Below are 15,279 nucleotides of genomic sequence, written 5' to 3'. Positions count from 1 at the left end.
GACTGTTGGTTATGTCCTGTGGGGTTTTGTCGTGAGCTCTTCATATCCAGGGGTATCACCTAAGGAGTAGCGTTGCCACACTGTTTGGAATAGTTCGGGGTAGGGTACAAGTGGTGGGCAGCTTGGGATGATGGGTCTACTGACGGGTGCTTTCCAGAGTGGGTAGTGGGGTGTTTTCCATGTTTCGATTCCAGGACCGGTATCGCTTTTGTGCAGCCAGCCGCCGGGGAGGAAGACGTTTCTTCCTGTGTGGTCGCGTTCGGCTGTGATGACGAGGTTTTTCGCGAGTAGTTCGTCTCGGGCTTGGTCGAGTTGATGTGTGGACCAGCTATTCCATTTTTGGATGTTTTTGTCTGTGGGGTTTGCTAGTGCCAGTAGTTGGAGGAAATACCTAGCACCTTCGTTGGTGATGCCTAAGGTTTGTGCGGCATTGCTTACTGTGTGTGGTGCGCTGACCAGTGGGTCTTGCGGGGCGCCGGAGAACGGGGTGCCGGTTTTTAGGTAGTTGATGAGTGCGTCAAGGGCGCCTTCTTGAAGCAAATAAGGTGACTGAATTTTTGCACTATCATCCCACGAATCATCAGCAGGATAGCCACTGCCCAAAGGAATCCGTTCGTCCGCAAGATCAAATGAAGCGAAGTCTTTGAAACGTTTGGCTAAAGTCCGTGCCGTTTCAGTTCCCGGTTGCACGAGATGTGCAAGCTGCACATACACGTTGAAAAGCCGGTAGCTGCCACGTTTCGTGGCTAACTTTTTTCTGCGGGAAGTTCCGTGGAACGCTACTTTCTGCTTGTGTTTGAGTCTTTTCAGCGCTGGACGTAGTTCTTTGAACATGTCGTCCGTGAGATGAATCCACGGTTTACCTCGCATATGTTCCCAAAACTTCTCGATCCCAGCGATCGATGGCCCTGTGCGGAGGAAGTCTTTGTGCCACGATAAGGCGAGCAAATTCTCTGACCGGTGTCCTATGGCGTTATAAATATAGACCTGAAACGAATACGCTCTTTTAAGTGAGATTCCTAAATCTTCCCGAGGATTCATTCCATACTTTTTGTGTTTCTTATCCCTTTCAAAACGGTAGGGTTTGAGCGGGTTACCCGCAATTAACAGACGCCACAAACATGGCGGGAACGTGCTTACCTGGGCGGCTTCTTTCGCTGCTTCTTCCACGGTTTTTCCCTCCCACCCCATGTAGGAACTAATTCCATTTGCATGACGGGACTCATGCCAGGCAAGAATGCCATCCAACGCAGCCAAGAATTCATCCTTGGGCAAGAAATAATCGTCATCGAAAGGGTCTATCGAGCTAATGGCAGGGCGTGCCTGGATTTGAGGATTCCAAAACCGTACCTCGGTGAAACTAGTATCCATGGCAAGAGTGTTATTCTCCCACCAGATTCGATTGTTGTTATAGGTTACCGTCCTTCGCACGGTTATCCGACGCCATGTACCTAACAGGCCAACCTCCGCACACCAGCGAAGCAAGTCATAGTATTTGCGTACTATCGTCAAAGGGACGCGTGGTAACGCTAACCACGTTAACAGGAGTTTTTCACAGCCAATCGAAGGAAGAGCGTAAAATCTGTCTTCTGTATCAATCTGAAATTCTCCCGATTTTTGTGGATGTCGCAGTATGGCAGCAAGTAGCTTCATCGTTTCTGAGGAATACTGTAATTTTGTGCTCCAAGATATGGGAAAATCAGATTCGGTCCAGAATTCAATAAGTGGGGGTGAATGAATCGATGCGATTTCACGACGAATAGCCTGATCTAACTCTGATATCGTGAGCACTTGGTAAAGGTGCTGCAGAAAATCAGGAACAACAGGAAGAGGAGGGGGAACAATTTCGAAGCCGTTGATTTGTCCAATTTCTGCCATCATTCCTGCAATAGCGGCTGCAATAGTTTTATCGCCTTCGGTGAATTCCAAAATTTTCTCTGGGTTCGCAATCATTGTTGCTGCTTGCTGCAAACTACAATTCCGCATGTTTTCAGATATTGATTCATTTCGGATGCTTAAATAATGAAATGCTGCGGTAGGTAGCTTTTCAATACAGTGCTTTTCTCCAGTTCCTGTCAGTGATGGGTTGATTGGAAGCCTTGAGGGGAGATCGTGGAGTTTTCCACCTTGGATTAGCCATACTCTGCGATCTGAATCCTCGCTCTCGGCGGACGGTTTTTTCATGAACGCAAGATTGAATTGGTGCAATGGATCATAATCCAATTCGAAAACGTACGACCCGAGAGGCGACACACAATAACAGGTATCGTTGTAATCGCTTTTGGTAAAAATATACGTAAAGTGGCGTCCCGAATCGGTACCCAAAGGTGATGAAATCGTACTCGCGTCGGCTGCGACTTCGTAGCTATTGTAAAAATTAAATGTGGCGTTATCAGGCAATTGATCTAAAAAGAAACGCGGGACATTTAAACCGGGCGTTGAACCGGTTCGAAGTTTGTCGGTGAATTCGCTAAGGGGCATCGTTTCACCGCTGGAAAGATTAGTAACAAGGTTATTCCTATCTTTGCTATAGCAGGGGGCAAACCCAATATTGGCGTGGTAAGGAAATTCGAGGAGTGTTTTACCTTTAACGATCGGGGTTGAACCGCAGTAGGGAATATTGTTCACTATGTACGTATAGTCACCTTGCCCAAGGTTATCGTACTCGTGTCTGATCGGCCGACCGAATCCTTCGGACTCCCAGAATGAGAAGTAATGTTTGTTGGTGGCGTCCCTGTAGATAAGGAAAACGTCGTCTTCGGTGACTACTGCGAACGCAATACGCGATGCCTTGGGAATCTCCACTATCCGTTGTGATTCTCCTTTGAGGAGATACATGGTTGAACCTTGAGAGACCGCAATGTAAGGAAACGCTGAATATATTGAAATGCCTTCGTCTGGTCTTATGGTTTCGATGAGGTTTTCAAACTCTGGCCATGCGTATTCGACTTTGGTGCCACGGCGGATTGCTTCTTGGAGAGCCTTGGCGGGTTCGTGGGTTTTCAGTTCCGCAACAGCAGTGGGGTGTATTTCTTTGAGATGAGGGTCACCAAGGTCGGGGAGACCACTTTGGAATTTCGTTAATCCCTCGTAGGAACCAATCGCGTTTTTGTATTGTTGACGTAAATCTTCTAACCAGAGAAACACGATGTGGCGTGTGTGCTCATTTTCCATAAAGCTTGAAAAATCTCTTATTCGTTCACACGCTCGGAGAATTGCTGGGCGGAAATCGCTGCTTTGGCCGAGGAACTTAAGATCACGGTAATGCCGGGAAATCCAGTCAAATAAATTGATATCCTCAACTTTGAATTTCTCGTCAAATAAAATACCTATCTCTAGGAAAAGATCTAGATAATCGACATGGAAATCTGATAATGCTCCCGGTATCGAATGTTTGCTCGTAATTTTAACGCCACTTAAAGTGTCTTTTTGTGCCAGAAGCATGTCGATGCAGGATTTTTCAGGCATTCCGAAGATTGACCCGACTTGGCTGGAAATAGTTATGTATTGAAACCAAGCACGGAGTTTTTCCGGTTCATTGCACATATCATCCCATGTGCCACTTCGTTTAAGAAGAGCAAAATACTGCTTTGGCGTGCAGTGTTTGGGAATAGACCGCATGAGATGGCTGCGTATTTCTGGGTTAACCTTTGCTGCTTCAGGGACAACCTTAATAATTTTGTCAAGCAGCTTTTCCGAAGACTCACAAAAAGCTCGGGTCGGTATAAAAGCCGCAGCAAACTGTGTTCGTACTTGCCTTTTCGAATATCCCAGCTGTTTCGCTAATTTTTCGAGGTCACGCAGCGCTTTTGGGTAGAGATTTTTTCGCGCGCGTGAGTATGCGATCAGTAGCGTGAAGAAGTAATCGTAGGCACTTGCTGGGTCGAATTGGGCAACAATGGTGCGTGCTTCACGTGCGAAAGTTTCGTCAGCGATTACTCCAAGTTTCGCAAATTCGGTAAAGGCGTGGGTGTGGCGTTCGCAGTCGATGGGGAGCGCATAGGTGCGTTCGATTTCGCGGGCTTGCTCAAAGTATTTTTCCGCGCGGTTCAATTCGTGTGTTGTCACGTAGATCCGTGCGATTTCTTCGAGGAATGTGGGAAGAAACTGTGGTGTTGTTGCGCTTAATTGGGTGATGAGGTTGTCTGTGAATTCTTCGACGTCTTCTGGGTGTGTTTTTGCTTGTCGACGCGCCCACTGGAGGTCTTTGACAAGCTTGAGGGCGTGGTGCGCGTTGTCGGGGTCGGTGAGGATAAGATGCGCGGGGAAGCCGAGGGCGCGGTTGTGGGTGTGGCCGACTGGGGTGTGGGTGGCTGGTATGAGTCCTATTGTTTGGAGCGCGGCTGTTTCCGCTGGTACTAGGGGTTCGGGCAGTAGTTTGACCAGAGGCTTTGCGCCATGTGTGGGGGTGCGGAAAGCAACTGCGATGAGGGGGACGCTGTGTGGTGATGTGGGGTGCTGTGTCATCATCGTTGTCCTTTCCGGTTGTGGTGGTAGTTTTCGGGTGCGAGTTCGTCATAGGTTGGTTTGTCGCCGGTTGCGTAGCGTTGCCACACTTCGGTAAATAGGCGTGGGTAAGGCAGTAGTGGTGGGCAGCCTGGGATGATGGGTCTCGTTTTGGGTGCTTTCCATAGGAGGTAGTGGGGTGTTTTCCATGTTTCGATTCCTGGGCCGGTATCGCTTTTGTGCAGCCAGCCGCCGGGGAGGAAGACGGTTCGGCCAGCACCGGTGCGTGCGGCTTCGATGACGAGATTGTGTGTGATGAGTTCATTACGTGCGTCATCGAGTTGTTTCTTCGTCCAATGGTTCCATTTTTTAACGGCGGTGTCGGTCGGGTTGGCTAGTGCTAAGAGCTGGAGGAAATAGCGTGCCGCACCAGTGCTGATCCCCAGTGTTGCTGCCGCGTCGGAAACCACATCGGCGGTACTTGCGAGGGGGTCTTGGGGTGTGCCGAGAATCGGGTCACCGGTTTTCAGGTGTTCAATGAGTATGTCTAGGTATCCCTCGCCAATGAGGCGGGGTGCGTATGCTTCGGGGGAGAAGCCGCTGGTTTTTGCGGTGGGGTAGTCCCCACCGATCGGATAGTGCTTATCCGCACCGTTGTAGGTGGCGAAATTTTCTAGGCGTTTCGCCAGCGATAGCGCAGTTACACTGCCTGGGGTAACGAGGTGCGCGAGGTGAACGTAGACGGTATAAAGCCCGTTGTTCGAGGTGTCGTCGTAGTCGCCTGGGGTTATTGTTTCGCTGTGAAAGAGTTCCGACGGCTTACCCCACATCGCCTTCATGGCGGGCAAGACTTGGGTAAACATGTCGTCGGTGAACTGTATCCACGGCATGCCCCACAATTGCTGCCAGGCGTGTTTGAGTGCGCACAGCGATGGCCCTGCGTGATAGAAATCTTCGTGCCAGGACAAAGCCATGAGTTTTCGTTGGCGGCCGTTAAAGATCCCCGGTGTGATCTCTTGCAGCTGGGCATACTGGTGTTTTGTCAGCCCCGCGGTTAAAAATGCTACTTCCTGCTGCTCAGGGGTAAACGCCGTGGGGCTTCCCGAAAGGAAAAGTTGCCACAGTGCGGGTGGGATGCTGGAGAAAGTGCTTGCTTCCACGGCTGCTTTGTTGAGGGTTTCTAAATCCCAGGTGTGCTCTGTATTGTGGTTTTCGCGCCATGACACAATGCGGTCGAGCGATTCGAGGAACTGCGTGTGCGTCACATGGTAGTCATCGTCGAAGGGGTCGACGGAGGTTATGGGTGGGGGTTGCTGAGCATCAGGATTCCAGAACCACGCCACCTCTGACTGAAGGTTGGCAACGAAATAGTGGTTCTGCCAGTGGTAATTTCCCCAATCAGCATAAGAATCGTCAGCCTCAGTCACCCGACGCCACGTACCAAAAATCCCCACATGCGCACACCAGGTGAAGAATGCATGAAATTCGCGGAGGAGTTCGAGGGGGATACCTGGAACAGACAAGGCGGTGAGAATGAACTTTTCGCGCCCCATCACGGCTATGAGTAGTTCACTCGTTTGGTCAAGCTTTACGCTCCCACTGTGTTGCGGATCGCGGAGTACGTGTGCGAGCTGTTCAGCATGCTGGCAAAAATCCTGTGGGGGAAGGTGGGAGAACCAGTAGCCAGTATCCACCAAGGAGGGTAAAAGGCCGTATGCTTCGGGCGAGAGTTCCGGTGGTGGTGGAATGTGGGCATCACTAAGTTTGGCCTGGGGTGCGGTATCGTACAGGTGCGTTAACCAGGAAGGAACGTGTGCGCACTGCGGTAGCGTGAGGTTCACACCACGAATAGTGCTGATTTCAGCAAGAATGCCTGCGATTGCGCCTGCGAGTGTCTCCTCCTGTTCCGTGAAGTCGAGGATGCTTGCGGGATCAGCGATCAGTGCCGCGGCCTGTTGCCTAGTACAGTGGCGCATTTTTCGTGAGACTGATTCCTTGCGGGGTTTCAGGGAGTGGAAACCTGCTGCGGGGAGGCGGTTGAGGCTGTGTGGGGTGCCCGCTGACGTCAACGAGTATGAGATGGGGGCGCTTGATCCGCCGTCGTAAAGCGTGACGGTGTTGTCGTACCATGTTTTGTACAGTAGCCACACATCGTCATCGGATGTGACAGCGTCGCAGCCTGGCTTTTTGATAGCGATGAACGGGTCGAGCTCTTTGTGGAAAACCCCTAGTGGGCTGATCCAATAACTTGACCGCCGTGGCGTGTTGGTGGTGAATGAGAACCCGAAATGGGTCTGCGAATCAACCCCCAGAGGGGAGTGTTGTGTCGCGTCCACGGCGTTTGCGAGGAAACTTAAGGCGTGGACAAACTGGTAGTCACCTGTGACCACATCGAAAACGGATGGGGGTAGAACCAACCCAGGGAGGGTACCGGCCCGTAATTGTGTGTTGAACTCTTCTTCACTAAAAGTGTTGTGGCTGGGAAGCGCCGTGACAGTTTCGCGGGGAGTTGTCCCTGTAGTTGCATAGACCGGATTCGTTCCAATATGCGTGCCGAAAGGGAAATCGGTCAGTGGGGTTTTGTTCGTGATCGGTGTCTTGCCAATGTAATACACACCATCCACGGGGGCGCAGTATTCGCTCTCGACTCCAGGTTTCTCAGCCACCTTCAGAGGGTGGGTGGTTCCATGAATAACCCAGCCGGAGTACGTTCCACCTGTGTGAAGATTGAGGAAACACAGGAAAATATCGTCGGTCGTGATCACAGCTTTAAACGGGTACGCGTGGGGAAAAGCAGGGTAGGTGGTGATTTCTTCGCCGGTAATAATGCTCAGCGTTGAGTCCTTGGTCACCACCAGCGATGGGAAGCAGGCGACCACCGACAGATCCTGCTGCATCGCCTCAACCCCTGCGACCGACTCGTATGCGGGCCAGGCGTATTCCACAAGGGTGCCGCGCCGAAGGCGTTCCGCGAGCTCCTCGGCAACGTCGATTTCTGCGATTTCCGCCATGGCAGCGGGGTTGATTTCGGCAAAACGTGGATCGTGAAGTGTGTGAAGCAGCCCATCGAGTTCGTTCCATAGCCCTTGGCAACCAATGGCCTGCTGTTTCTTTTCCCGCACCTTGTCCAACCATTCGCGCAGCAGGTCGCGGGTGGGGTCCAGTGCGAAAAAGGGATCGAAGAAAGATGGATCGAAGCTGAGGTAGGAGTAAACATGGAAGAAAGTGTCCACCGCGGTGGGGCGCAAGGTGGGGTCTTTCGCCACATATTTCAGGTCGCGGTGGTGGCTGGCTTTCCAGTTGTAGAAGTTCAGGGTTTCTTCGCGTCTGGTTACGGTGATCGTGATTCCTATTTCGAGGAAAACGTCGAGGTAATCCGGGTGGCAGGAAAGCGGATAATCGGTGATCACCATACCCGTTGCTTGCCGGGCGCACTGGCTGATCTGTGCGATGAAATCACCGTCGGAATGGGAGAAAAATCCTGAGTATTGTTCCTGGTCGATGAGTGTGTGAAGCCACTGTTGGAACGTTTCAGCGCGGGTGCGGATCACATCCCACAACCCAGATGCGTTGAGTGCGGCGAAGTATTGCTTCGCTGTCATGCGTGTGGGGATTGTGTAGGTGAATGCGTGGGCGGCTTCGTGGTTTTTCGCCACGGTAGGCATGGCTGCCAGCACCTTTGTGAGAAGCCTGGCTGTGCTTTTCCGGTAGCTGCGCGTGGTGACGTATTCCGCGAGAAATTCCGCGTCGACTTCTGCTGCGGAAAGCCCAGATGCGATACCGAGGTGTTCTAGGTCAGTGAGGTTGACAAGTGAGAGCCCTGCACCGGTTTGTGCCTGGTTGAGCAGCAGGTTGAAGAAGTAGCGGTAGGCTTCTTCGGGGTGCATGTGTGCTGCCAGGCGGTGGGCTTCTTCGGTGAATGTGTGGGCGCTGATGGCCCCAAAAGCGGCGAATTCGGCGAAGGCTTGGGTATGGCGTTCCGGGTCGATGGCAAGGTCGTGGGCGCGTTCTGTTTCGCGGGCTCTGCCGAAGTAGTGCTTTGCTAAGTGCGCGTTGGCTGCCGTGGCGAAGATGCGGGAGATTTCCTCGAAAAAGGTGGGCAGGAAGTGGGGTACGGATGCTTCGAGGCGGGAGCTTAGCTCATCAATGCGGGTTTTTACCGCCGTGGGCTTGGTTTTTGCTTGTCGACGCGCCCACCGTAGGTCCGCAACAAGATTGAGCGCGTGGTGCGCGTTGTCGGGGTCGGTGAGGATAAGATGCGCGGGGAAACCGAGCGCTCTGGGCTGGGTGAACCCCACGGTCGCGTGGTTTTCCTCCCGCATTCCGATGCGTGTGAGTGCGAGTGTTTCGGCTTGTGCAAGCGGTTCGGGTACAAGCCTGACCAGGGCTAAGTTGGTGTGCGGGTTGTGAAACCGCATGGCGAGTACCGGCACGTCGCCGTCACGTTTGTTGGCTCTGATGGTGTGTGTCATTGTCCGTAACGTTCGGTTCTGAGTTCTTCATACCCTGGGGTGTCGCCTGAAGTGTAGCGCTGCCACACTTCAGCAAACAGGTGTGGGTAGGGCAGGATTGGTGGGCAGGTGGGGATTACAGGTGTGGCTTTTTCTGTGTTCCACAGCAGGTAGTGCGGTGCTTTCCACACCTCAAGTCCTGGTCCTGAATGGCTTTTTTGGCACCACCCACCGGGCAGGAAAACGCTCCTGCCGGCACCGGTGTGCTTTGCTTCGACGACAAGTTTTTTCACCAGTAGTTCGCTGCGTGCGGTGTCGAGCTGTTTCTTGTTCCACCCGTTCCACTTTTTGGTGTTGGTGTCGGTGGGGTTGACCAGCGCCAATAGTTGCAGGAAGTAGCAGGCTGCGTCGGCGCTGAGCCCTAAGGTGTGCTCCACGTCGGCAACGACTGTGGGTGCGTTTGCACGAGGGTCTTGGCCGGTACCGGTGAAGGGGGTGCCGGTTTCTAGGTAGGTGATGAGGGTATCGAGGTAGCCTTCTGACACCACGCGGGGTGCTTCGTCTTCGAGTGCGCTGTGGAAGAACCCGAAGTTTTCGATGCTGCCGCATAGTTCAGGGGCGTCGGGGGCGACTGGGTAGTCGTGAAAGTGGGAGATTTTCTGGGCTAGGACGCGTGCAATATCGCTGGAGGCCTCGACAAGTTGCGCCACATACAGGTACACAACCAGCAGGGATGTGCGAAAGGCCCACCCTTCAGGATCAGATTTGTCGTGGGGGTTTCGGTGAAACTCCCCACTTAGCTTATGGTGGTAGTGGGCGGGGATTTCCGCCATCATCGTATCGGTGAGGTGAATCCAGGGGGAACCCCACCGTTTTGCCCATGCTTGTGCCAGCTTCCCAATGTCGGGGCCGGTGCGCACCATGTCCTTATGCCATGCGGTGGCGAGCAGCTCAAACTGGTCTTCCCCGAATTGGGCAGCGCAATCGTGGTAGGCGCGCTCCAGCTTATTAGCACTGAGCCCTAGGATTTCTTGGGCATTGTGTTCCCACTCATCCGTCCACGCTGCGGGGTTGTAGGTGTCACGGTCGACAACAAAGAAGTAGCGCCAGCTTTCCGGCGGGAGGGTCGATACTCGTGCTGCCTCCTCGGCTATCTGAGCCACGGTTACATCAGACCAGGCAGGCTCAGTGGTTGTGTCGGCTTCGTGGCGGTCTTCGTGCCACTTCAAGATTTCATCGAGTGCGCTAAGAAATTCCTCCTGCGCCACGAAGAAGTCATCGCCGTCAGCTGGTTTGTTGGAAACGTCTTGGCTCCACAACCGTAAGAAGCCGCTGTTTGTGTGCACGATGAGCGCGTTGTTATCCCAGTGTGGGGTAAAGCCGTAGGTCGGGAACGCGTTATCGGCTAGTGTTTCCCGCCGCCACGTGCCTAAAAGTTTCAGGTTCGCACACCAGGAATAGAATGTGTGATACTTCCGCACTGTGTCGATGGGGATGCCTGGGCGTGACAGTCGGGCAAGTAGGACCTTTTCTTGCCCAATGTTTTCTACAAGCTTCTTGCAGGAGTGATCCATCACGATCTCCCCAGTTTCCTTCGGCCTATGCAGCAGCTTGGCAAGGAACTGGGCATCGTTGACGGAGAACTCTTGACCCAACGTGGGTGGTAGTGGGAAAAGGGTGGTGGGGTCGTCGCCTTCTTCTTTCGGCGCCACCCCATACATCACGCCTAACCAGCTGGGGATTTCCGTGAGTTCGGGGAGTATGAGCGTCACATCGGGAAGCTGCCCAATCTCGGCAATGGTTGCCGCTATGGCGGTGGCGAGTACCTCGTCACCTTCAACAACCTCAAGAATCGTCAGGGGCTGGTCAATCAGCTGGGCGCATTCTTTCTCAGTTATCTTCGCCAGCTTGGCTGTGACTCGGGGCAGGCGGAACTTATTCACCCCGGCCTGCTCGTCATCAGGGATGGCATTTTTCCAGGTTTCGTCGACAAGCTTCTCCTGGAGTGCTAGGGCGGGGCTGGTGCCGAAAATCTTAAGCATCGCCTGCGGGTGAACGTCGTAAAGCCGCATGTCGGTGAGCAGTTTGCGGCTGGAATACAAGTTTGCGACGGGGCTGGAACTTATCGACACCACCCAATTCCGCTGGAATTGTTCCAGCCACTCCTTTACGAGTGTGGTTGTGGTTTCCGTTTCGAGGAATACGTCGAGATTGTCGGTAAGTACGCACGCCGATAGATCGTCGACAAGCCGCCACCTGATTTCCTTGACCGCCATGAGCACGGAAAGGTCGCGGTAATGGCGCTGACACCACGAGGGGAAGTCGAAAGCAATGTCGCGGCGGTAGCGGGATGTTAGCCCCACGCACTCAATACCGGCGGCGACAAAGGCGTCAAGGTAATCCAGGTGGAACGTACGCAGGTTACCCGTCACCCGCAAACCAGTAAGGGTGGAGGCGTTCGCGTCGATCGCTTCAAGAAACTCACGGTGGGGTTCCTGCGCAAACGAGTCGATGTAGTAGGCCTCGTTGAGAATCAGCGAAACCCATGCCCTAAACCGCGCCGGGTCGGTGCGCAGATTTTCCCACAGATTGGCGGCTTTAAGCAGGTCAATATAGCTTTCGATGGTGGTTGTTGTGGGGATAAACTCGGCAAGGTGCACACCAGCCTCCGGGTGCTGGGGCACAAGGCGTTTCAGTGTGGGCAGAATTTTACGCTGCAGCGCCATAGCGGTGCGGGGGAATCCGGGAGTGGGGGCGTAGGCGAGCACGAACTCTTTATCCACCTCCTTGGCGTCGATACCCGCTGCGGCACCCAAACCCCGCAGGTCTTTGAACACATCCGCGTAAGCGGGAACCCCGCCGTGTGCATGCGCGATGACCAATGCGAGAAAATGCTGGTAGGCCCTAAGCGGTTCCATGAGGGCGAGCACGCGGCGGGCTTCAAGGGAGAACACTTTTGCGCTGACCACACCCAACCCCGCGAACTCAGAGAACACCGCGGCGTGGCGTTCGGGATCGACTTCAAGGTTGAGATCCGTTTCAAGCTGGCGGGCCTTGCCGAAAAACTGCTTCGCGTAGTTAAGGTTGTTTACGCGGTGGAAAATGCGGGCGATTTCCTCAAAGAAAGCGGGGATAAAGTGGGGGACAGATTCCTGCATGGTTGCCGCGACGGATTCTACCCGCGTTTTCACCTTCCCCGCCTGGTCATCAGCGTGTCGACGCGCCTTCTGCAGCTCCCGAACGAGGCTAAGCGCGTGGTGCGCGTTTGTAGGGTCGGTGAGCACTGCCCAGGCTAGGAAACTTGACGGCTGGTGGGTGGTGTAGCCAATCGGGGTGTGGGATTGTTTGATAAGACGGAATGCCGCAAGCGCGAGCGATTCCGCTTCCACTATTGGCTGAGGAATAAGCTTAACCAGCGGGGCAACGAGACCAACATCTGCGGTGAATGCGACCGCCATGAGCAGAATGCTTGACGGGTGGTTGTGGGCGGAGAACAGTGGCGTTGTGCTTCTCATGGCGGTCGTTCTTTTAACAGTGAGGATCAATGGGTTTAGCAATTATTTTCTATTATCTTTGTTCGAAAAGTGGGCGGTTTTCGAAAGTTTTTCATTTCCCCATGGTGAGCTAAGCTCCGGCCTCATCGCGCCCGCTGCCACAATATCGAAAAACACGTGCGATTTCTTCCAAGAGAACAGGGTAACTACCCACCCGACGGTGTCGTTTTTGCTTGTCGACGCGCCCACCGCAGGCAGCCGACAATCTGCGGGGTTAGCAATCGCAATCCTATTCATACAGGTATGTGAGGAATTTCGGCACGCTCGTAAGAGGCGGTAGATCCATATCGACGTGGGAAAGTTGGCGGATTTCGGCGAGAATTCCCGCGATCGCAGCAGCCAAAGTTTCATCGCCCTCGGCAAAGTCGAGGATGCTTAACGGGTTGTCGATCAACGCACGTGCCTGCTCGGTGGTGCAGGCCCGCATCTTCGCGCTAACCTTCTTGTTGCGCACACGAAGCTGATGGAAACCTGCTGGCCGCAGATAGTTCAACACATGAAGATCGCCCGTGTGGGTGAGTGAAGGCGCTATGTGGTTTTCGGTGGCGGCGTCGTACAAGCGAATGGTGTCGTCGTAAAATTCAGGCTCGCACACGTACCAGATGGTGCTTGCAGGCTTTTCGACGGCGAAAAAGTCTGGAATCTTATGGGAGTAGAACGTGCCTAATGGGCTGACATAGCATGTCTGGAACGTGACATCGTCAAGGTACCCAGAAAAAGAAAACCCGTACAGTCGGTTGCCATCAACACCGCAGGGGGAATGCGCGGTGGAATCCGATGCTGTGGCAGTGAAACTTTTCGAAAACGATAGGGGAACACCACTTTCAGCCGCAACCGCAGCGGCTTCTGGAATGTCGAGGCCATCTAAAGTTCCTGCGGCGAAGTGCCGATCAAATTCTTCAACTGGAATGCATTCACCGCAAGGAAGTACCGTGAGGTTTTCCGAATCCACAGCATCAGCGACATACGTCGGCCCAAACCCGAGACGAATCCCCACCGGTGAAATTTCATGGCTAGAAGCGGAAACTGGATTGCCGCCAATAAAATACTGGTCGCCGATCTTTTGGGGATAATTGAAAGAAACAGCATCGAACGAACCATCGGGCATCAGGTGGGGTTGGCAATCAGAAAGCCACATCCATTCGTAGTCATACGGGGGCTCGGCGTTCTCGTAGATGATAAGGACATCATCGTCAATGGGAAAAGCGGGCCACACAACAGCTATTGGGGGTGCGGTATCGGGGATGAGGAAGCTGCGGGTGGTTTCGCCGTCGAAAAGCACCAACTTTTTGCCCTTACGTACCGAAACATACGGGAAAGCTTCGCCCACTTGTGCGGTTTCGTTCGTGCCGATGAGCGACACCGCACCCTGTTCGAAAGCGGGCCAGGTGAATTCCACGAGAGTGCCTAGGCGCAGGCGTGCGGCGAGCTCCTCAGCCGCATCGCAGTGCAGGATTTCCACCACTGCCTGAGGATTAATCTCCCGTAGTCGGGGCTCGGCAGCGATAAGTTTCAGCGTCGATTCCGCCGCCGCCCATTCGCCTAAGAACCCAGTAAGTTCTCTGCGGCGATCACGCCACCACTCAAGAATGGAACTTAAAAACTCCCTCGTCGGCGTGGCACCAAGAAACGCGTCCACATTGCCAATTACCAGGTCGAACCGAAAATTCCGCGATAATTCTTCACGGATTCTTTCATTGCTTAAAAGACACCCAAGATCGCGGTGGTGCTGTGCAATCCAGCCATCAAAGACTGGGTGAAGCCAACTAGGGTCGAAGCGAATCTGCGACTGCTGAACACCCGCTGCAAGAAGCGCGTCCGGATAGTCGAGGTGGAAAAAATTGATCCGCAGCCTTATCGCACGCCCTGCAAGTGCGTTGGCATTGTACTCAATCGCATCCAGCAACTTGGCACTGGTGGGGTAGAAGAACTCCTGTGTTGAATTGCCGTAGTTGATGGCGGCGTGAAGCCACGGCACAAACTCTTCCGGGTCGGTGGTTAGGCGTTCCCACAGGCCAAGTGACTCGATAGCTGTCACATATTCACTGACATCACCGTACGTGGTGATCGTAGCGTGCAAAGCTTCATGCAAGCGTGGTTCGGTTTTCATCGTGTGTCCATGGTAATCATGCGCAAAAGGGGCGAGAGGGGGATCATGCCGGATTTCTGCAAATTTCCTGCAGATCTTTGATAATTTTTGTGAGAAAACCAGCAAGCTTTAATTCACGTTCAACCGTCGCGCCATTAGTCAGGTGGCAGACAAGAGAGCTTTCCACGAAATCTATCGAGGATACTTCTTCGTGGTTGTGCAGTACGTTCCCGAACTCGGAAAGCCTGAGCCGACGCGTACCTTCCGAACTACCCACGTGTAAGGACAACGCAAAGTTTCTTTCCATCAGGTCTCCCGAGTCAGGATCGCGGTACACATCACAACTGCTTAGGCCATCGGGGCTAAAAACGACCGTGATGGAATCAAAAACCTCGTTTCCCTCCGGCTGTGAAAAGCTGGTTTGTAGCTGTTGAAAAATATAGCTATCCAGCGGATTTTCGCATTGAATATTCAGCACGTCACCGGAATCCAACAATGCCCGATGGGCATCGCCAGGAAGCGACTCAATTTCTTCCACCCGGTACGAATCCTCATCATAGGGGTCACCAACAAATAAGCCTCGTTCGGTGTGAACAAACAACACCCCACATTCAACACTGAAACTTCCAGCCGACCGGTCACAGTCGATGGTGTGAAAAACTGATGCGTATTCAAAGAATTCGTTGCCATCAACGAGGACTGTGATCTTCATGGGATGCCTTTCGTAAGAACTTTCTGG

The 15,279-nt window shown here is 53.3% G+C and carries 5 protein-coding genes; all 5 read right to left on the bottom strand.

Annotated features, from left to right (window positions below):
- Positions 1-9 precede the first annotated feature (9 nt).
- Entirely contained in the window at positions 10-4,470 is a 4,461-nt protein-coding gene (locus CMUST_RS10405) for a hypothetical protein (RefSeq protein WP_144414189.1), read from the bottom strand.
- On the bottom strand, positions 4,467-8,918 hold the full coding sequence (locus CMUST_RS10400) for a hypothetical protein (RefSeq protein WP_047262463.1): 4,452 nt from the start codon (positions 8,916-8,918) through the stop codon (positions 4,467-4,469). Before CMUST_RS10400 ends, CMUST_RS10405 begins: the two co-directional genes overlap by 4 nt.
- On the bottom strand, positions 8,915-12,412 hold the full coding sequence (locus CMUST_RS10395) for a hypothetical protein (RefSeq protein WP_047262462.1): 3,498 nt from the start codon (positions 12,410-12,412) through the stop codon (positions 8,915-8,917). The genes CMUST_RS10400 and CMUST_RS10395 overlap by 4 nt, the downstream gene beginning before the upstream one ends.
- Positions 12,413-12,680: 268 nt before the next feature.
- A complete protein-coding gene (locus CMUST_RS10385; protein ID WP_047262460.1) occupies positions 12,681-14,561 on the bottom strand; it encodes a hypothetical protein in 1,881 nt (626 codons plus the stop codon).
- A 43-nt stretch (positions 14,562-14,604) separates the two neighbouring features.
- The gene (locus CMUST_RS10380) at positions 14,605-15,252 is read right to left on the bottom strand and encodes a hypothetical protein (protein ID WP_047262459.1); all 648 of its coding nucleotides are present in this window, start codon (positions 15,250-15,252) and stop codon (positions 14,605-14,607) included.
- Positions 15,253-15,279 lie beyond the last annotated feature (27 nt).

The organism is Corynebacterium mustelae, assembly GCF_001020985.1.
Lineage (GTDB): Bacteria > Actinomycetota > Actinomycetes > Mycobacteriales > Mycobacteriaceae > Corynebacterium > Corynebacterium mustelae.
Note: the sequence above shows the minus strand (reverse complement) of the source record. Positions and strands in the feature narration are given on the sequence as shown.

Coding starts and splice junctions, on each gene's coding strand:
- CMUST_RS10405 (WP_144414189.1), bottom strand. CDS start 4,470: ATGATGACACAGCACCCCACATCACCACACAGCGTCCCCCTCATCGCA.
- CMUST_RS10400 (WP_047262463.1), bottom strand. CDS start 8,918: ATGACACACACCATCAGAGCCAACAAACGTGACGGCGACGTGCCGGTA.
- CMUST_RS10395 (WP_047262462.1), bottom strand. CDS start 12,412: ATGAGAAGCACAACGCCACTGTTCTCCGCCCACAACCACCCGTCAAGC.
- CMUST_RS10385 (WP_047262460.1), bottom strand. CDS start 14,561: ATGAAAACCGAACCACGCTTGCATGAAGCTTTGCACGCTACGATCACC.
- CMUST_RS10380 (WP_047262459.1), bottom strand. CDS start 15,252: ATGAAGATCACAGTCCTCGTTGATGGCAACGAATTCTTTGAATACGCA.